Origin of the sequence: Citrobacter sp. Cpa228 (assembly GCF_030333085.1) — a bacterium.
Classification (GTDB): Bacteria; Pseudomonadota; Gammaproteobacteria; order Enterobacterales; family Enterobacteriaceae; genus Citrobacter; species Citrobacter pasteurii.
The window spans coordinates 1-18256 of record NZ_JAOWGQ010000049.1; the positions used below are offsets into that span (position 1 = coordinate 1).

Here is an 18256-nt window from a genome sequence, read left to right on the forward strand (position 1 = left end):
ATCCTCGGCGCTATCTTCAGTTATAACGTCATGCAGGCGACCAAAGCGCTGGATATTCTGCGCGATATTCTCGCCAGCATTAGCGAAGATAAGCGTATTCAGGTGCTGCTGATTTCATGGTGTTTCGGTGGATTTCTTGAAGCCGCGGCGGGTTATGGTACAGCGGTCGCCATTCCGATCGGTATTCTTATCGCACTGGGTTTCAACCCGCTGAAGGCGGCAATAGCCTCTCTGGTGGCAAATACCGTTCCTACCGCATTCGGCGCAGTCGGGATCCCGGTTTCAATTCTGGCGGAACAGGTTAACCTGCCGGTTTATACCCTGGGCGGAACCATTATTCTGCAGCTTGCGCTGTTTAATATTCTGCTGCCATTTGTGATTATCTGCATTATTGGCGGTGGCCTGAAAGCCATTCGCGGCGTATTTCTGATCACGTTGATTTGCGGTATTACCACGCTGGTTCCGCAGTATTTTGTCGCTATTCATCTCGGTGCTGAATTACCCGCCTTTGCCGGTAGCCTGGTCAGCCTGTTTGCCGTGGCGATGGTCAGCCGCCTGCGCAAAGGGAAAACCGATCCCGAGTGGCGCATTGAAGTCAGCCATAACCGCGAAACCACGCCGCGTTCGGCAAAAGTGTTGTTCCGCGTGGGTTCTATCTATCTGTTCATTTTTGTCTTTATCCTGATGTGTTCGCCGCTGTTCCCGACGATAAAAGGCGCAGCCTCGCAACTGGCCTCGGTGCTGCATTTCACGCTTGCCGACGGCAAAACGCTGGCGCTGAAGGTTGAATGGGTGACCACGCCGGGGATGCTGATCATCTTTGCGACCATACTCGGCGGCTTTATTCAGGGGGCGTCCGCGCGCGGGATGCTGGAAGTGTTTATCAAAACCATTTTCCAGCTTAAAAATTCCATTGTGGCGATTATGGCGATCGTTGCACTGGCTACGGTGATGGATCTCAGCGGGATTATCTCCACGCTGGCCCAGTCGATTGTCGATCTGACCGGCAGCTCGTACGTCTTCCTCGCCCCGGTGATTGGCGCGCTGGGCACGTTTGTTACCGGCAGCGATACCAACTCGAACATTTTGTTCGGCAAACTGCAAACCATTGCCGCCAGCAAACTGCATATCGATCCCAACTGGCTGGCGGCGGCCAACACCTCTGGCGCAACGGGGGGAAAAATGATTTCGCCGCAGAGTATCGCCATTGCGGTTTCAGCCACTAAAATGGACGGTCAGGCCAACCAGATTATGTCTGGCACCATGAAATACTGCTGTGCCTACATCGTGATCCTCGGCTTAAAGGTTGGCCTCTTTTATTACTGGTTTATGGCGTAAACCATTGTCAACCCCGTCAAATTTGCGGCAACCGTATTTGACGACGCGGTGACCAAAAAGGTTTACACCTCCCCGGGAACGGAACGAGGCGACAGACTTTACGATTTGTCGGCGCTGACTAAAATAGCGCCGATGTTTCAAATCGAGGATTGTTGTTATGTTGTTCTGGAAAAAGATGGTGAAGAAGTTCGACGCCTTTTCCGCGTTGATTCCACCACGCTACTTCCGCGTGTAATACTGGGCACTTATGCCTGATGGCGCTTCGCTTATCAGGCCTACGTTTCGCATTCATTTGTAGGCCTGCGTTTCACGCTCATTTGTAGGCCGGATAAGGCGCTAGCCGCATCCGGCAGCAGCGTAAAATGTTCACCCCTTTCTCTTACGCAGTCCGCACGCTCTTAACATCACAACCCAAATACGAAGCCACGCAAAACGGTAGACCAGCGGATGCTGAAACCTCAGCAATGTCAGAAACACAGAGCCCCCTTGCGGCGTCAGATCACCGTTGCCTGATAGCGAACCTGTGGGTCCATAATCTGGTGGCGCGCGTCTATCAGCCGCAGTTCATACGAATCATGCTCTTTCGTCAGCCGCATTACCGCGTCAACAACACTGGTGGTCCGCTCCAGTGCCTGCTTGTCCTCGTAACCATTGAGCAGTGAGGCCAGCATCACGCTGCAAATCAGATCCCCAACGCCGACCGGCATTTTGGCAAAGGTATACAGCGGCCGGGCAATGTGTAACGTCTGTTCCGGCGTCACCAGCAGCATTTCAAACGCCTGTTTGTCCCGCGAACAGTCGCCGAGATGCTTCACCAGCACCTTCTTTACGCCCCACGACACCAGCTGCCGCGCCGCTTCCACCACCTCGTCAAAACTACGCAGTTGTCTGCCCGTCAGCACGCCCAGCTCATAGAGATTCGGTCCCATCATGTCGGCCAGTTGAATGGCGTCATCGACAAAAAATGACTCCACGCCCTGCGCGACAATGCAGCCTTTTTGCGGGTCGCCCATTACCGGATCGCAAAAATAGAGCGCCTGCGGATTACGCTGACGAATGGTGGTGACCGCGTGCTTCACCTCTTCACAATGGCGTTTATCTCCAAGATACCCGGACAATACGGCATCGCATTGCGCCAGCTTTTGCAGGTCATCCAGCCCTCTGATGATCGCGCTCAGCTCGCCGTGCGGCATCGCCATGCCCTGCCACATCCCATATTGGGTGTGGTTGGAAAACTGTACGGTGTAAAACGGCCAGACATCGATCCCCGAGAGCTGCATCGGCAACACAGCGGCTTTATTTCCGGCATAGCCATAAACAACCGACGACTGAACAGACAACACGTTTTTCATTTTGACTCCGTCTAACGAAACGTCGGCAGCAGACCAAATACGTCCAGAACAACCGTCAGATAGACAACCGCCCCGCAGACGATCACCAGATTGAGCACGGTGTTATTACAGGGCGCGGTATAGTTGCTGGTCGGAAAACGTTTCCGCGCGGCTTTCACCAGGAACGGCGGCAGGATCACGCTCCAGATGGTAAAGGCCAGACCGGGGTAGCCAATCGCATGCACAAACCCATTCGGGAAGAAGAAGCACACGGCGGCTGGCGGGAAGTAGGTCACCAGCGCGGTTTTCAGGCGGCCCATGCCGTCATCCGGGAAGTGAAACAGGTCGGCGATGTAATCGAACAGGCCAAGCGTCGCCGCCAGCAGGGAACTGGCTACCGCGAAGTTGCCGAAGAAGGTCAGGATCAGATCCATATACCGGCTGGTGAACAGCCCGCTGATGGCCTCGACAAAGACGTCGATATTGCCGCCTTTGGCGATAATCGGCGGGAATGAGGAACGGCTGATGTTACCCATCGTCACGCCCAGCCAGAAAATATACAGCAGCAGAGCAAACAGCGTACCGATGATAATCGAACGCGTAATATTCGAGACTCCGCTTGTGCCATACAGTTTGACCAGGCTCGGCACGTTACCGTGAAAACCAAACGAGATAATACAGAACGGCAGCGTCATCAGGATATACGGCAGATACTGCGAATTGGGCAACGCCACCGCCACGCTGTCGATGAGTTTTGCCACTTCGATATGGCCAATCAGCCCGGAGAACGTGGCAAAGAACGCCACAAACTTACCGATAATCAGTACGGTAGTGATGCGTCCAACCAGCAGGGAGCTGTACCAGGCAATCGCCCCAACCAGCATACTGACGATCACCACCGAGATATTCGCCGGAAAGCGCACGCCGCTATATTTGAATACCGTTTGTGCCATTACCGCCGACGAACCGGAGATATAGGCATAGGTCAGAATATACAGCACAAAACCAAAAGCGATACCAACCACGATATTCCACTTTCGGCCTAATAAATCCTGAGTAAAGGTATTAAAACTGGCACCGGCGCCATAATGCAGGTTAACTTCGACCAGCATCAGACCGGTTAATAACATCATGATGGCGATAAACAGAAGAATAACAGAGGCACCGGGAAACCATACACCGGCCATCGCAATCGGCAGGGAAAACATTCCGCCGCCCACGACGGTTGCGATAACCAGCATGGTTCCGCTAATCAGTCCGGGGGTACTACTCTGTCGCTCAATGGCATTAATATCCATGATAAATGTTCCTGTAGACTATTCGTTATAATTACAGCTGTCATTTGTACATCATGCGGATAATAAAAATGTCGGAGTCAGGGTTTACTTTTTTTTAGTTATGTCACGGTAACGAGCACCGCAAAGGCTTCCTGTTCATAGAAAAGGAATACAAAAAAGCCCCATCCTGAGATGGGGCCATAATGATTGTTTAGATGTAATCAAAGCGTGCAGTAAAGAAACGCAACTGCTTCGGCTCGTAAATAAACTTCAGCCCGCGAATATCTTCTTTGTGCTGGTAAAGTTTAATAATACCGTCAGCCACAACATCCATATGCGCGTAGGTATAAACGCGGCGTGGAATAGTCAGACGCACGGTTTCCAGTTTCGGTCGGTGGTGTTCACCGGTCACGTTATTACGGCCCGCAGAGATAATACCGCGCTCCATGCTGCGCACGCCGGTCTCCACATAAATGCTCGCCGCCAGGCTCTGCGCCGGGAACTCGTCCTGTGTCAGATGCTCGCAGAAGCGACGCGCATCGAGGAATACCGCGTGACCACCTACCGGTTCAACAATCGGCACGCCAGCGGCCTTCAGTTTGTCGCCCAGGTAGCGAACTTGCTTCACGCGGTGCTCAATGTACTCATACTGCATGGCTTCGCGCAGGCCAATCGCCATCGCTTCCATATCACGTCCGGCCAGGCCGCCGTAGGATGGCATACCTTCGTACACCACGACTAACTCTTTGGCAGAAGAGAACATTTCGTCATCGTTCATGCACAGGAAGCCGCCGATGTTCACCAGACAGTCTTTTTTACCACTCATGGTACAACCGTCGGCGTAGCTGAACATCTCATGCACGATCTCGGCGATGCTCTTGTTCTCAAAGCCCTGCTCTTGCTCTTTGATAAAGTAGGCGTTTTCTACGCAGCGGGTAGCGTCGTAGAACACTTTAATGCCATGCGCTTCTGTCAGTTCACGCACCGCACGCATGTTAGCCATCGAGACCGGTTGACCGCCCGCGAGGTTAACCGTCACCGCCAGGCAGATATACGCAATATTCTCTGCGCCTTTTTCATCAATCAGCTTTTGTAATTTTTTAAGATCGATATCACCTTTAAACGCAATATTCAAACCGGCATCGTGCGCTTCGTCACGAACGATATCGACAAACACCGCACCATTTTTTTCCTGATGATAACGGGTGGTGGTGAAATACATATTCCCGGCAACATATTGCCCCGGTTTAATAGCCAGTTGCGATAACAGGTTTTCTGCGCCGCGCCCCTGGTGAGTAGGAACAATATGTTTAAAGCCAAACAGTTCCTGTACGGTTCTTTCCAGATGATAGAAGTTTTCGCTACCCGCGTAAGCTTCATCACCCATCATCATTCCGGCCCACTGCTTGTCGCTCATTGCGTTAGTGCCACTGTCTGTCAGCAGGTCAATATAAATATCTTTCGAATTTAACAGGAAAGTATTGTAACCCGCTTCCTGCATTTTCTTGAGACGTTCATCACGCGGGATCATAGATACAGTTTCAACGCTTTTAATACGGAAGGGTTCTGCCGGATAATTCATTTTGTTTCTCCAGTAACAGTGGTCATGTACGTATTAATGTGAAGTGAATCATACCTGGTTCATCAACAAATCCTGATGAAATATAACTATTCGCCTCCTGAGTCAGGGGGAGAAATAATGTGGAGGCACTATGCAAGATTTGATTGATTATGGAAATAGCCCGGTCAACATTAATTACTGGCAATAATTTAAAAAGCTGTAAATGTGGGTGATGCAAATCACACGTCATTTTTTTACCCGTTAATATTCAACAAGTTTTTTTTTGCGTTTCGATTTGCCATTCGTCGTAGTGTGTCTGCGGAGAGTGGAAATACTGAAAACATAACTTTCCAGGCTGTTCTCATAATGTATTCGTGAATGAGTACACGCCATTTTGTGAGAGTCGGATCACTTCACGGGCTTATATTTGTGATTCACATCACCAAAAGTGTAAACCAAAGTGTACAAAACAATGAAGTTTCATAGTTTGCTATTTGCTTCAGTGAGTGAGATCGCATTTTTGGCCTGACGCAGAGGAGCGTTATTTTCTGGAAATGGCAGGTGTTTGGCGGACTGGATGGGAATGAATTTATACGGTGAATAATACCGGATTTATTGGGATGGCGGAGTTTTCTATTTATTCCGAAAGCGTGCTATTCGCGCTTATTTCATCTTATTTACATCTGGACTTCCCCCAGGACACTGGGGTCATTTACAGGGGTTTTTTTAGCGCGATGCGAAGGTGCTACCAACACCTCCGCGTCGCTAATCACAGCAACTATTAATAGAGAATAGCAGCCATGACTGATACGCATTGTATTGCAGTTTCATTTGATCCAGAAGTCCACGCCGCAGATAACCGTCGCCTGAAGGTGGGTTATGCGAGCCGTTATCCTGATTACAGCCGTATTCCGGTGAAGTACGTCCGGTTTCCGTCCATTGTGATGAAGGGCCAGTGGCTGAAAGCCGCCGGATTCGACACCGGCACCGACGTTGATGTGCGGGTGATGCAAGGCTGCATCGTATTAACCGCCCGCGCCGCCGAACCCGAAGAGTCAGAACTGATGAAATCCCTGCGCGCCGTGGAAAAGCTCTCCGCGCGTAAGCAAAAGCAGGTACTGGAGTTTATCGGGGTGATTGCGGGGAAAGCGTTGAAGGGGTGAGAGTGTAATTGTGATTGTCATTGAGGCGCCTGCGGGCGCCTTTTTGAGCGTTTAGCACAGCATATTTTTCAGTTCTTCTGGGGTATATGGCGGTATGCGCCGATGCAGCATAGCATGACAATTTGGACATACGGGGATCAGGTCATTGATGGGATCAAGGCGGTAGTCTTCTTTAATTGCCGATAAGGGTACTAGATGATGAACATGGATAAACCCTTCGGCAATCTTACCGTAGACCTTTGACATATCGATGCCACAGACTTTGCACTGACAACCGTGATGGCGAAGAGCTGCCTGTCGGGCGTTGCGGTCGCGCTCATAGCGATTCACGGTCACCTGAGTCGCTGCTCCTTCTATATATTCAGTTTGCGCTTCGAGTTCTTCAGGAAAGATCGTGTCGCTCACCGCCGCAGCGCGCTTTTTATCCTGAACAATATGAAAACCTTGCTCAGTCAATAATCTGACGCATTTCGAACTGATACCGCCGGAGAAATCCTGAGGGGTAAACGCTTTGCCCGTCAAAAGCGTCGCCGCAATTCCGGCAATGGCTTTTGACGGATAGCGACGCCCCTGAAATTCCAGCTCGTAAAGCCGAGCCTCTTTGAAACGATGCGAGAAGCCCGAGTCATAGGCGTGAATGGCCTTGATGATGTACTCGCGCGGCAGCGTGTCAGGTAGTTCATTCATGGGGCTGGTTCCTTTAACTAAAGGCTTTCAGAAATAACGGCAAGCGATAAAGTGACGTCGATAGTGTATCGGCCTCACTCCTCTTGATCAGGTGATATTTTGCGAGCATCATCGCAATTATTTACCTGATAACGAAATCAATGACTTCCAGTAAAACCCTGCAACAGGCGATTGCCAACATCACCATCTGGCGTAAAGGCGAGCAGCGTGCGCCGCACAAGCCCCTGCTGCTGCTTCATGTGCTGGCAGGTTATCAGCAGGGTCACGGTCGCCTGTTTGACTACGGTTCGGAAGTTCGCGACCCATTGCATAGTCTGCTGGAGCGATTTGGACCACAGCGCGCGCAATACCGCCCGGATATGCCTTTCTGGCGCTTACAGGGAGATGGGTTCTGGGAGCTACAAAACGCCGAGCACTGTTCAACATCCGGTAGCAGCAAACAGCCCCCTGCCGGGGAACTGGTAACGCACAACGTTGCCGGAGGTTTTGATGAACAGCATTTTGCCCTGCTGAAAAAGAGCAAGAGCCTCATCAACGCCCTGGCCCAGCAAATCCTCGAGGCGCACTTCACCGAAAGCATCCAGGAAGAGATCGCGGATGAACTGGGATTTGATATCCTGCAAATCCGCAAACAGCGGGATCCATTGTTCCGCCAGCAGGTTCTGCGTGCCTATAACTATGAATGCGCCATTTGTGGCTTCAATATGCGCCACGACAGCACCTCAGTCGCCCTGGAAGCCGCCCATATCAAATGGAAACAGCACGGCGGCCCGTGTGAGATTTCAAACGGCCTGGCGTTGTGTGCAATCCACCATAAAGCCTTTGATAAAGGTTCGATTGGGCTGGATGAGCGTATGCGAGTACGAATTTCGTCTGCAGTAAATGGAAGTAATATTGTCTCCAGGTTATTTTGGGACTTTTCAGGAGTTCAGATTCATCTTCCAAAAAATAAAGAGGACTATCCTCAAGACAAATTTATTGAGTGGCATCAACAAGAAGTTTTCAGGACATAAAAATATTAATCCATTGATGGTGATCAACATGTCGTTTCCAAGTTATAAAGAGATAGAAATCCCCCTGCTTTTAAATATTTACACCAGAGGGGGAGAAGTCAGTTCCTCCTCATGTTACGAGCCGTTGGGCAAGGAGTTCGGCCTGACCAACGAAGAAATGAACATGTTACTCCCTGATGATACTAATCGCCCTCAATGGAACAATATGGTCCAATGGGCGAGAAAAAAGCTTGTTGACTACAAGTACCTCCACAATGCAAAAGAATCAGGCCTTGGTGTCTGGAAGCTCACGCCAGATGGCATCAAAAAAGCAGAATCGCTTTCCACTCGGTTGAATATCGATTACCCAGATGATGTTCCGGAAACCTTTTACGAAGGTGCCGTAAAGCAAATCAAAGTTAACAAATACGAACGTAGTAAAACAGCAAGAGACAAATGCATAGATCATTACGGCTGTCAGTGCAGCGTGTGCAATATGGATTTTGAGGAAACGTATGGTGAAACCGGGAAGGACTATATCCACGTCCACCATATTACACCGCTCTCTGATATTGGAGAACGCTACAAACTGGATCCCGTAAAAGACCTTCGTCCTGTCTGCCCCAATTGCCATGCAATGATCCACAGGCAAAAACCTTCACTCACTATTGAGGCATTAAAAGCCTTAATGAAAAAAGTACAAAAATAGGAACGTGTGAGGACAGCCTGTTAAACACCGAACAAAAGCGGTACAGGGAATTGAGAACATACTTACAAAATAGTGAGTTACATTAAAATATGACGATTGAATGTACAACTGGAGGAGGTAGCATGCTGGTGCCCTGACTTCGTAGCCCAGTTTTACGCTGTAAATCTGCTAACTTCCGCGATTATCTACCTCAGCATAAGTCCTTTCACACTTATACTGAGGATTTTTCAGAAGCACGGCACCATGCACTCAATAAAAACCATGGATATCGCTCTGGCCAAAACTACCTTTCAGGTCTGCATTAACTCCCAGATTCAATCAACGTCTGTACGTTGATTGAATCTGATGTGGAGAAGCAAGGAAAGCCTTGCAACTGCAGGATTTTAGACAAAAAAAAGCCGCCTTTAAGCGACTTTCATTTGCATTTTATGGTGCGAAGGCCGGACTCGCACATTAAAATTAACCTCATGATTTAAATCATTTTAAAACAAACAAAAAACAGATGTACCAACGTCGATACCAACATATTAATTCGTTGCTTTTGGGACTCAAATCGGGGCAAACACTCCCCTCCTCTAGCTGAATTCAGATTCCCCATAAAGAAGAGAGCACACTCCGTCTGAAAGAGTAGTGCTCTATGTGATATTAAATTATGCGGGTCACAAGTGCTCATCACGCCTGAGCTCAGAGGTCCCAACGATGATGGCTCTGGGTTCACTACCGATACAAAGTGAATAGCCATTGCAGTTGACTGCATCAATCAGCTCAGTGAGTACAATACCGTCAATCTCAACGATAATTCTACCCATATTGAGGGCCATGGCACTGACGCTGTCGGCTTCAACGTTAAGAGATATTTTCATTGTTCATTCTCCTGATCGGAGCCTTTACCTTGAGTAATACGGCTTATTATTCTGTAACCGCTTCCCATACCCAGACCGGTTACCTTTCTGGCTCTTAGAATATCTACGTCGGTAATAATGGATGAGCGCTCCTGGATGGTAACCCCCGGGCGATCAGTGCGAACTAGTTCGTATTTTTCGACAATAAAATTCAGGGCATCAACTAAGGTAATTCCAGCGTCGATATGTTTTTGAATCACACCATCATCGCCAAATGGCGTATCGTTCAGTTGAAGGCCATAGTGCTGCCCCAGTATCTGTTTCAGCAAAGTCTGCCAGATGGCTACCGGAGTCTGGCAGGTCTGTGCCGCCCTCAACGGGGTTATGAGTTTTGTCTGCATCGTGGGTATTCTCTTATTTCGAAAATAGGAAAGTGAATGAAGTGCCGGATTAAAGGAGGATGTTGAAATAGTTATCTGGTGTGAAGCGTTGGGTACACCGCCAGATAAACATAGCCACAAGAGCCCAGTGTATCGGCATTGCAGGTCAGCCCTTTCGCATACAGGGTAACGGTGTGCTGGTGACGGGGATTAAGTTCACCGCTGGTCAGCATCAACTCCAGTTGCTTCATCAGCAGCGGAAAAGCCTGGTCCATATGACGCAAATCTACCTCGTTAAATACCCCGGTGATACTGGCCCGGTCAGCAAGAAAATGCACCCGACTGCCTTCCTGTACCAGACGAGCTCCAAAACAGGGTGTAAAAGCGCCTTTAAGTCCCCACAGCTGGCAGGCGGGATTCTCCGGTTTGGTACCGGATTTTGAGTGATTGTTCATTATTGTTCCTGATTAAAGGGAAGGATTAATTGAGAGTGACGCTTCGAAGAATGACATAGGGACCATGGCGGTCCTGACGGCGTTCGGCAAAGACGGCCAGTACGCCGCTGATATCCTGCACCTCTCGTCCGTAGTAGTGGCAGACGCTACCAGACCAGTAATATCTTCCGGTACAGAAGCGAAACAACCGCGACTGCGGATGCTGGCGGTATATCGTCATCGCCTGACGTTTACTGATAATTTTCATACTGTTGCTTTCCTCTGAAATTACAGCCATCCCCGCTCGGTAAATGAGACGATATCCATTCCACCAACGACCAGGTGGTCCAGCAGACGGATATCCACCAGATCGAGTGCCTGTTTAAGACGCTCAGTGATTCGTCTGTCGGCATCGCTGGGTTCTGAATGCCCAGACGGGTGATTGTGTGCGAGTACGGCCGCTGCAGCGTTATGTTTCAGGCCTGCCTTCACCACTTCACGCGGATGCACACTTATGCTGTTGATGGTTCCGAGGAACAACATGTCATCGGCGATAAGCCGGTGCTGACTGTCCAGCCACAGGACTGTGAATGCCTCGCGATCCAGTGGGGCAAGCTGCAGGCGTAGCCAGTCGCGAACGGCATGGCTGGAGGTAAATGCCACACCGGGTTCACGCAACTGTCTCTCCAGTAGAGTCAGCGCCTCCAGGACGGTTCTTTGTGCAGAGGCGGGCAATTCACATGCAAACAACGGTAGTTGCTGTTTCATGAGCATCCCCTTCAGTCGATGAGGTGCATAATGGCTTTGCATTCTGCGTGGTTAATCGCGTAATCGCGCAGGTGGTAATAGTGTCCGGTCATGACATCGCATTCCGTATGACAGGCGTGATGACTGTAAGTGATGAGGCAGACTGCAATACCGGCGGCCTCCGCGCTCATTTGTGCACCGTTACCGTTCATGGTGTTGAACAACTGCCATTTCTCACTGCTGTCGTCATCTGTTTCCGGAGCCATAAATACGCCGCCGTTACTCAGCGTATAGAACCGCCAGATACCACCGTGATAGTCTTCACACAAACGGTCCATCCAGCCAAAGACGCAGGGTTCAAGGGTTATCCACTGCGGGACAGTACCAAAGTGCTGAGGCCAGAAAGCAATGCGTAGTTCATCGGACACTGGTGTGCACACGATGCCACCTGCATCAGTTTGTAGCGATGTGGGTGATTCAGTTACCGTGCAGGTGAAGTTAAGAGTATTGTTCATGTGATTTCCTTTGTTTTTCAGATGGGTTGTTGAAACGAAGTGACGGACAGGACTGTGCATAGCCATCCTCATCACAGCACGAGGGCCAGTGCCCCTCAGCAATACTTAAACTGCACAGGCTGAATTCACCGGGACGATAAAGAATGTGTGGGCACAAGGCGCACAGGTCGTCGTCACAAATGGAGCGGCAATCAGACTGGCCGGTCTGAGAAAATGAATGTGGCGAGACCTGAAGCAGTCCATCGGGAATGCGCGGCATTACTTCAGGCTCCCGAGCAGACTTTCCGCCATTACCCACAGGGCTCGGTTGAGCTTCACGTCGCCGTCAATGCCTTTAACCGCACGGGTGTGGGCCCGTTTACCTTTCGTTGTTCTGCCCGGCAGACCGCCTTTAATCAGGTTTTCCTGGATACGCTGGTAGGTGGTCCACAGGTCGGAACTTTCATCCTGCCAGCGTCGCGCAGACAGAATCTGTGCTTCCGTCACCGGCTGGTGCTCTTCCCCAAAGCGGTACGTCAGGGCGGCTCTGGCAAACGCCTGCTGTGCCGGCGGAGGAAGTAGCAGTGACTGCATGGCATCCCGCTTCTCCTCCACCCGGTCAAATATCCCCAGCACCTCATAAGCCCCTTCAATGACTTTATCCACCACATTCCCCTTGTGCGGTACGCGAACCTCACCAAAGGTTTCGCCACAGACAAGTCCGTTCTGGCAGACAAAGCGAAACAGGCCCGGCAGCATCTGGTATGAGCTGGAGCCGTCGTGGCTGTTAAGCAGGATGATTTCGGGGACCTGTTTACCGGTGATTTGCCCCTCACGCCGCAGACGCAGCATGTGCTTTGTGTGGTCGCGTTTATTCAGGTCGCGAACGCGGGTCTGGCAGGCAAAGAACGGCTGGAAGCCTTCCCGCTGCAGATTATCAAGCAGTGTGATGGTCGGGATATACGTATAACGTTCTGAGCGTGATTCGTGCTTTTCTTCACTGAATACGCTGGGCACATAGTGTGCCAGTTCATCACGGGTCAGTGGGCGGTCGCGGCGTACGAGACTGGCCGCACCAAAACGGCTGGCTAAGCGCATGGTTAATACCTCTGATATCGGGTTAAAGGGCATAAAAGCAGAAAGGCCATGCTCCGGAAGGTGCATGGCCTGTGGGGGACTGTGTTCTGTTGAAAAATGAGCAGGACTTCGCCGCTCAGTGGCTCAGTGGCTGTGGTGACACAGGAATACCGTCGCTGATGAGATAGCGGTTCAGCATCTCTCCGGCCTGCGGGGCAAAATTCCAGTCCCGCCATATCAGCATGCCACGGCAGTCGCGGATGACCAGACGAAAATGGGGCCCTGGTCGTCTTCGACGGTGACGTTGAGATAGCGTGCGGCCATGGCTTCCGCCTGTCGGCGGGTGAAGGGGCCGGGTGGCAGCGACGCATTATCAGTGGTCTGCATATCTGATCCCTGATGAGAAACAAAAGAAAACGCCCCGCTCAAATGAGCAGGGCGTCGGCGGTGTGAAATACTGATGCAGTGGTCAGGGCTGGCGGGTGTGTGCTGCCTGAACCGGGATATGCGTCATGGACTGAGGTTCCTGTTGTCGTGAGCGTGAATGAATTCAGAAAAAAGGCGTTACCTGTCTTTATTACGGCAGGGCATATTTCGGCAGACAGCCGCTGTCCCCGAACGCGGGAAGGACCTTCCCCGCACCGTTAAGCGTAAACACGGCTGCCTTTACGCCCTCCCCGGACACAATGACCCGCTTACCGGTGCGCAGTTTATCCCATGCCCATGCCACGTTGTCTGAGCCCACATGTGACTCGCTGTCACTGACGCTGACAGGCTCCTCATCGTCAATTTTCATGTCCAGCGACTGGCCGTTATCCATCCTGACCTGATGACCGTTTGCGTCGGTGAAGGTCAGGGTGGCCGCTTGTGAGCCGGTGTCTTCGCAGGTCAGGTAAAGCTGTGACTGTCCTTTCCCCAGAATTACAAACTCAGACACGCCCTGACCCCAGCCGCTGGCCCAGGTATCACGGTTACCGAAGGCCTGTGACACTGCCGGAGTCAGAGCAGATATCAGAAGAGTGAAAAGCAGTATTTTCTTTTTCATAGTATTCCCTGAGGGTGATGGTTAAGACGATACGGGTCTCTCCTGAAGACATTGAGACGCGTTAAGAAAGAGGGCTGATAAGTGATACTGGCGATATCACTGGCTGACGGTGAATGTGCCCTGATCGGTGAACACCCGGGCCTCAACAAAATTGCAGGCTTTACCAAAATCCAAAGTGTGACCAAATTTCCAGAAGACACTCTCAGCGAAGGTCATTTTACGGGGTGTGAACGGTTTATCTGTGGGCCACCAGCCGTCCACGTTCCGGCCCCTGTAGGCTATTTTTCGGTGTGTCAGCATCGGACATTTTCCCCGGTTAACATCGATTTTCTTTATCAGAACGGTGTCGGTTTTTGCTGTCACGGTGACATAGACGCAGCCATAGCACTCAGGACCGGCATGGCTGACCTTCACTGTAACGGGCGTATCACTGGCGGCCAGGGAAGGAAGTGAGGTGAACAACAGACTGGTGGTTAGTATCATAAAAAACCTTTTCATTACTTTTCTCCGGACGAATGCGCTCCTGCGATTCATCGCATTGATTTTTAATCAGTAAATGGCTGAATACAGTATCCCTGAGGAATTCTATAACCGGATATTTACCAGGGATAATGAATAAAACCGATCGGGTCGATCGACAAAATCGATCGTGACAGGGCAAAATTATTTATCGAAACGGAAGACAGGCTAATCGATGTGGAAGTCAGCCAAAGAAGAAGGACCAGACGGTCCGGGCCGCTCGGGCCACGGTGTGTGTGACGGTCTGGAGCGCGTAACGTGCAGCCTGTGGCAACGGGGCCAGGTCGATGACTGCGTCAATCACTTCCACCACGGCATCGCCAAAGCTGTTGCGGGCGGTAGTGATAATGCCGGGGGTGTGGTACCCGCTTTGCAGGTGAGGCACCAGCGGGCTGCGGGCCTGCTTTGGGAGACGGGTAATCATCGCCTCCACCAGACGGGGAAGGTGGTACCGTCCCCTGACTGACACCGGAAGAATATTCGTCTCTGCTGTTCCCATCTGACGGGCGACGGCCTGGCGCTTCTGCGTAATATGCTCACTCTGTGATACTGAAGGCTGTGCCGACAGCCAGTTCCACTGTTCAGCCGGTTCGGTTTTATCCACCTGGTTGAGGACCCACAACACTGGTGGCAGCGGTCCGCTGTATTGTGCGAACACCCCCTGATAAAAATGCTCTTCCACCGAGAATGCCCTGTCATCGGCCTTCAGCACCCACAGCACCATATCGAGTTGTGGCATGAGTTCGCGGTACAGCTCACGGTATTCATCGTCGCGGCTGATACTCTCCCCCACACCGGGCAAATCCACCAGCGTCAGGTAATGACTGCCGAAGCGCAGGCGCACACGCTGAGGCTGCCGGGTGCAGGCTTCCACGGCATTCACCGCACAGACTTCACTCCGGAACAACGCATTACACAGCGAGGATTTACCGACGCCGGTCTTGCCCATGATGCCAATCACGGGTTCATACGCGACGAGGCGGCTGAGCTCCCGGAGAAGATGCTGCCGCAGAATACGGGGGTAGCGCCGCAGATGTCGGCGGATCAGGGCATAGCCCGAAGGATGTTTCATATAAGCCTCGGCATAATAAAAGGGCCATCACGGATGGATGGCCTGACTGAAGTAAACGGGAGGGAATTCACTGAGGTGATATATAACTGAAATAAATTATAAAATGGCTGATTTATCAATTAAACAGGATATCGACCAGGACTGAGTGCCCAGGATGATATGTTGATTCAGTTTATGGTACGCATAAAAGGAATTTTGTTGACTTTTTTGGCAATTCTTAAAAAATATTCCCTGTGAATGGCTGGTGTGTTTTTCAGTTTGTCATAACCACTCTTTTTTTTAGTCGCACTGATTTCTGCCTCCCTGTCAGCAAGACGTCGTCGGTGGGGTCTGTTGATGTTATCTTCCCTTTCTGTTCTTCTGACCAGACGGGAAAATAATGTACAGGGCTCATGGTTATTATATCCGGTTGCTGTGACATCAGGGAACGGGTTCAGTATATCGGATATGAAAAAAGTTATTCCTCCTGGCGTGGAAGAACTTTTTTGTTCATTGATGACTTCACGCTGGAAGTTGAGTAAGAAATTAAAGTCAAAACCAGAAACACCCACCAGGCATTCAATGTCTTCAGGGATGAAAGAGTACCAGACCTCAATGATTTCCCTGATAAAGTCATGACTGACAGCCCCGTCCTGAATAAAAAATAACACATGGGTGAAAGGCTCAAAATTCTCGTCCAGCATGCCCAGTCTTACATGTCCGGCTATCCGGCTGTACATTGTGCGATGTTTTATTTTACTCATCATCGAGGAAAAGGCCATGTTAATTATGGTTAAATCTTCGGTGATGTGCTGAAGGAGTCCGTCCGTTTTTTCGTTGAGGTGAAAGCTGATTGGGATTATTGTGATTTTTCCGGATGTTTTATTTTTTATTTTGTCATATTCAGCCTGGATTTTAAGTAACACATCTTCTTTATGAATGAGATTTTTCTTCAGTTCTTCTTTATATTCCGGGGTTGCTTCGTAATGAAGTTTCAAATATTTATGCGTTCCCGCGAGAGAACGGAATGAGCCAGGGCGTAATGAATTCTCATATTTAAGAATGTCCGACAAAAGATTGCATGCGTAGCCGTCTGTTACCTGTGTTTTTCTTTTTTTAGTGGAAATTTCATCAGGCGGTATTTTTTCACATTCTGCATCATTAAAATTGATGAAACTGTATATGTCAGCCAGGTCCGCGTAACGTATGGGTTCCGATGGATACGTGGCATCTATCTCCCTTAGTTTCAGAAAGTTCACTTCATAAAAATCATTGAGTCCGTCTTTTCTCATGTTCTTCTTCCAGGTAACAGTTCTGTTTTTATACCTCTGAATTGTATCGTATAAAGCTCTGAATTAAGAAGTATGAGATCACAAATGTGACATAGTAAAACACAGCCTTTTCAATGTTATTCAGAGCTTATGATTGTTTGTTAATTCATTGTATTAATTGGGTTATAAGTCATAGACTTTCATTTTTTTTGCATTCGTTTTTTTTGGTTGTTTCGGATTGTTATGACATGATTTTAAGGTGAAAACGATTCTGACTGTCTTTTCAGGCGACTGAGGGTGTTCCGTTACTGCCGGTCAGCGTCTTACTGGGAGACTGTTTTTCCGACTGCGTTTACCTGGTCAGGGAGTATCTTATCCTGTCTGCAGTTGCAGAGCATTCTGTGGTCTGATGGTTATCTCCGGGAAGAATGCTGTTTTCCCCTCGAAAATAAATACGTTAGCCCGTCGCGAACTTGCTTTTTTCATGTATTTCCGGCCGCTCATGAAATATTTTTCCGGAGTAACCAAAAATTACTCTCTTACCTCTACATTTTTTCTGTGCCTGAAAACACCGGGGACGTAATCAGGAAGAAAAACCCGTACCGGCATAAATAACGGCAAAATACTATTGCAGTAAATATTACCGTGGCAGGGTGACCCGTTCCGGGAGTCAAACAGTATGCGTATACAAATCTTTCATGAGCACATGCCTGTACAGGTATCAAGTCGGGGAAGACAGAAATGGTGGCTAATATCATTAGAACACCATGGCGTGAATAACTTAAACCTGCGTGGTGAGTGTATTCTCTGGAGGTTACTGATTGTGTGAAAAGAAACATTAAGGTTATTAATGTTATTTTATAAAGAAGTGTTATTTGTCCACTTACTTACACCTTTGTATCCAGGAATACTGACTCTTCAGTAAGTACAACATTTCTTCGTCTACCGGATGATGATTTCTTTTCAGACATCCCGGTACGTTCAATGATTACTAACATCATTGTTTATTCTTTGCCGTAAATCATAATGATTGTCAGACTTTCCTGTGTGATGAACATCCATTCCATTGCACGATAAGAAATTACTGTTACAGCACGTGTGAAAAATGATACTCAAGAAACATACTTTAATGGCTGAAATCCTGAATCGGTATTCTGCATAAAAAATTAATCTCTCCCGTAATCTCATGACCAATAACTGTTATGGGATATTTATCATGGAATACGTAATCAACTCAAACCACAAACCAGACTATTCTCTTCAGTCAGTATTATTTAACCATCAGGACCGGTTATTTGACTGTCATTCGAAATTACTCATGCTTCGGGTGGATTTCGC

Annotated in this window: 18 protein-coding genes and 2 pseudogenes; 4 read left to right on the forward strand and 16 right to left on the reverse strand. The window is 49.5% G+C overall.

Translation table 11 applies throughout. The features are described from left to right. Window positions 1-1338: L-lactate permease (locus OGX91_RS13115; RefSeq protein WP_286626478.1), on the forward strand; the 1338-nt coding region annotated here is incomplete at its 5' end. A 494-nt stretch (window positions 1339-1832) separates the two neighbouring features. On the opposite strand, the gene pdxY is transcribed toward OGX91_RS13115, so the two are convergent. The 3 genes from pdxY to OGX91_RS13130 all read right to left on the reverse strand — a co-directional run bounded on the left by pdxY (window position 1833) and on the right by OGX91_RS13130 (window position 5528). Then, a complete protein-coding gene (gene pdxY, locus OGX91_RS13120) occupies window positions 1833-2690 on the reverse strand; it encodes a pyridoxal kinase PdxY (protein ID WP_188232416.1) in 858 nt (285 codons plus the stop codon). 11 nt (window positions 2691-2701) lie between these two features. Beyond that, complete coding sequence (locus OGX91_RS13125) at window positions 2702-3967, reverse strand: aromatic amino acid transporter (protein WP_286626479.1); 1266 nt, start codon at window positions 3965-3967, stop codon at window positions 2702-2704. Between the two features lie 190 nt (window positions 3968-4157). Then, the gene (locus OGX91_RS13130) at window positions 4158-5528 is read right to left on the reverse strand and encodes a tyrosine phenol-lyase (RefSeq protein WP_003837154.1); all 1371 of its coding nucleotides are present in this window, start codon (window positions 5526-5528) and stop codon (window positions 4158-4160) included. Window positions 5529-6307: 779 nt separating this feature from the next. Here OGX91_RS13130 and symE point away from each other — a divergent pair. Further along, entirely contained in the window at window positions 6308-6670 is a 363-nt protein-coding gene (gene symE, locus OGX91_RS13135) for an endoribonuclease SymE (protein WP_005134143.1), read from the forward strand. Window positions 6671-6721: 51 nt separating this feature from the next. On the opposite strand, the gene OGX91_RS13140 is transcribed toward symE, so the two are convergent. Continuing rightward, complete coding sequence (locus OGX91_RS13140) at window positions 6722-7357, reverse strand: HNH endonuclease (protein WP_003837147.1); 636 nt, start codon at window positions 7355-7357, stop codon at window positions 6722-6724. A 140-nt stretch (window positions 7358-7497) separates the two neighbouring features. On the opposite strand from OGX91_RS13140, the gene OGX91_RS13145 reads away from it, so the two are divergent. Both OGX91_RS13145 and OGX91_RS13150 read left to right on the forward strand, forming a co-directional pair. After that, the gene (locus OGX91_RS13145) at window positions 7498-8370 is read left to right on the forward strand and encodes a phosphorothioated DNA-binding restriction endonuclease (protein ID WP_286626481.1); all 873 of its coding nucleotides are present in this window, start codon (window positions 7498-7500) and stop codon (window positions 8368-8370) included. A 28-nt stretch (window positions 8371-8398) separates the two neighbouring features. After that, a complete protein-coding gene (locus tag OGX91_RS13150) occupies window positions 8399-9058 on the forward strand; it encodes a winged helix-turn-helix domain-containing protein (protein WP_286626483.1) in 660 nt (219 codons plus the stop codon). 659 nt (window positions 9059-9717) lie between these two features. On the opposite strand, the gene OGX91_RS13155 is transcribed toward OGX91_RS13150, so the two are convergent. The 12 genes and pseudogenes from OGX91_RS13155 to OGX91_RS13210 form a co-directional block, all read right to left on the reverse strand. Continuing rightward, a complete protein-coding gene (locus OGX91_RS13155; RefSeq protein ID WP_181618551.1) occupies window positions 9718-9921 on the reverse strand; it encodes a DUF5983 family protein in 204 nt (67 codons plus the stop codon). Beyond that, the gene (locus tag OGX91_RS13160; RefSeq protein WP_128317679.1) at window positions 9918-10301 is read right to left on the reverse strand and encodes a TA system toxin CbtA family protein; all 384 of its coding nucleotides are present in this window, start codon (window positions 10299-10301) and stop codon (window positions 9918-9920) included. The genes OGX91_RS13155 and OGX91_RS13160 overlap by 4 nt, the downstream gene beginning before the upstream one ends. Window positions 10302-10372: 71 nt before the next feature. Beyond that, window positions 10373-10735 carry a type IV toxin-antitoxin system YeeU family antitoxin gene (locus OGX91_RS13165; protein ID WP_128317680.1) on the reverse strand — a complete coding sequence of 121 codons (363 nt, stop codon included), beginning with the start codon at window positions 10733-10735 and terminating at the stop codon, window positions 10373-10375. 25 nt (window positions 10736-10760) lie between these two features. Beyond that, on the reverse strand, window positions 10761-10982 hold the full coding sequence (locus OGX91_RS13170; protein WP_128317681.1) for a DUF987 domain-containing protein: 222 nt from the start codon (window positions 10980-10982) through the stop codon (window positions 10761-10763). Between the two features lie 20 nt (window positions 10983-11002). Further along, window positions 11003-11482, reverse strand: coding sequence for a RadC family protein (radC, locus tag OGX91_RS13175; protein WP_181618550.1), 480 nt, complete (start codon window positions 11480-11482; stop codon window positions 11003-11005). 11 nt (window positions 11483-11493) lie between these two features. Continuing rightward, a pseudogene (locus OGX91_RS13180) lies at window positions 11494-11904 on the reverse strand (antirestriction protein); the annotation flags it as partial. 330 nt (window positions 11905-12234) lie between these two features. Further along, window positions 12235-13053, reverse strand: coding sequence for a DUF932 domain-containing protein (locus OGX91_RS13185; RefSeq protein WP_286626486.1), 819 nt, complete (start codon window positions 13051-13053; stop codon window positions 12235-12237). A 115-nt stretch (window positions 13054-13168) separates the two neighbouring features. Continuing rightward, window positions 13169-13419: pseudogene (locus tag OGX91_RS13190) on the reverse strand (DUF905 family protein). A 190-nt stretch (window positions 13420-13609) separates the two neighbouring features. Next, complete coding sequence (locus OGX91_RS13195; RefSeq protein WP_000727137.1) at window positions 13610-14077, reverse strand: YfjT/YkfB family phage-associated protein; 468 nt, start codon at window positions 14075-14077, stop codon at window positions 13610-13612. A 96-nt stretch (window positions 14078-14173) separates the two neighbouring features. After that, window positions 14174-14575 (reverse strand): hypothetical protein, encoded by a 402-nt coding sequence (locus tag OGX91_RS13200; protein ID WP_047660999.1) that lies wholly within the window; start codon window positions 14573-14575, stop codon window positions 14174-14176. A 205-nt stretch (window positions 14576-14780) separates the two neighbouring features. Continuing rightward, on the reverse strand, window positions 14781-15668 hold the full coding sequence (locus OGX91_RS13205; RefSeq protein WP_286625102.1) for a GTPase family protein: 888 nt from the start codon (window positions 15666-15668) through the stop codon (window positions 14781-14783). Window positions 15669-15835: 167 nt separating this feature from the next. Next, window positions 15836-16939, reverse strand: coding sequence for a hypothetical protein (locus OGX91_RS13210; RefSeq protein WP_181618544.1), 1104 nt, complete (start codon window positions 16937-16939; stop codon window positions 15836-15838). Window positions 16940-18256: the final 1317 nt, after the last annotated feature.

Bases quoted from the DNA above. Each gene is read 5' to 3' on its own strand.
- symE (WP_005134143.1), top strand. From the start codon at position 6,308: ATGACTGATACGCATTGTATTGCAGTTTCATTTGATCCAGAAGTCCAC.
- OGX91_RS13140 (WP_003837147.1), bottom strand. From the start codon at position 7,357: ATGAATGAACTACCTGACACGCTGCCGCGCGAGTACATCATCAAGGCC.
- OGX91_RS13205 (WP_286625102.1), bottom strand. From the start codon at position 15,668: ATGAAACATCCTTCGGGCTATGCCCTGATCCGCCGACATCTGCGGCGC.
- radC (WP_181618550.1), bottom strand. From the start codon at position 11,482: ATGAAACAGCAACTACCGTTGTTTGCATGTGAATTGCCCGCCTCTGCA.
- OGX91_RS13195 (WP_000727137.1), bottom strand. From the start codon at position 14,077: ATGAAAAAGAAAATACTGCTTTTCACTCTTCTGATATCTGCTCTGACT.
- OGX91_RS13170 (WP_128317681.1), bottom strand. From the start codon at position 10,982: ATGAAAATTATCAGTAAACGTCAGGCGATGACGATATACCGCCAGCAT.
- OGX91_RS13150 (WP_286626483.1), top strand. From the start codon at position 8,399: ATGTCGTTTCCAAGTTATAAAGAGATAGAAATCCCCCTGCTTTTAAAT.
- OGX91_RS13155 (WP_181618551.1), bottom strand. From the start codon at position 9,921: ATGAAAATATCTCTTAACGTTGAAGCCGACAGCGTCAGTGCCATGGCC.
- OGX91_RS13130 (WP_003837154.1), bottom strand. From the start codon at position 5,528: ATGAATTATCCGGCAGAACCCTTCCGTATTAAAAGCGTTGAAACTGTA.
- OGX91_RS13185 (WP_286626486.1), bottom strand. From the start codon at position 13,053: ATGCGCTTAGCCAGCCGTTTTGGTGCGGCCAGTCTCGTACGCCGCGAC.
- OGX91_RS13200 (WP_047660999.1), bottom strand. From the start codon at position 14,575: ATGAAAAGGTTTTTTATGATACTAACCACCAGTCTGTTGTTCACCTCA.
- pdxY (WP_188232416.1), bottom strand. From the start codon at position 2,690: ATGAAAAACGTGTTGTCTGTTCAGTCGTCGGTTGTTTATGGCTATGCC.
- OGX91_RS13145 (WP_286626481.1), top strand. From the start codon at position 7,498: ATGACTTCCAGTAAAACCCTGCAACAGGCGATTGCCAACATCACCATC.
- OGX91_RS13160 (WP_128317679.1), bottom strand. From the start codon at position 10,301: ATGCAGACAAAACTCATAACCCCGTTGAGGGCGGCACAGACCTGCCAG.
- OGX91_RS13165 (WP_128317680.1), bottom strand. From the start codon at position 10,735: ATGAACAATCACTCAAAATCCGGTACCAAACCGGAGAATCCCGCCTGC.
- OGX91_RS13210 (WP_181618544.1), bottom strand. From the start codon at position 16,939: ATGAGAAAAGACGGACTCAATGATTTTTATGAAGTGAACTTTCTGAAA.
- OGX91_RS13125 (WP_286626479.1), bottom strand. From the start codon at position 3,967: ATGGATATTAATGCCATTGAGCGACAGAGTAGTACCCCCGGACTGATT.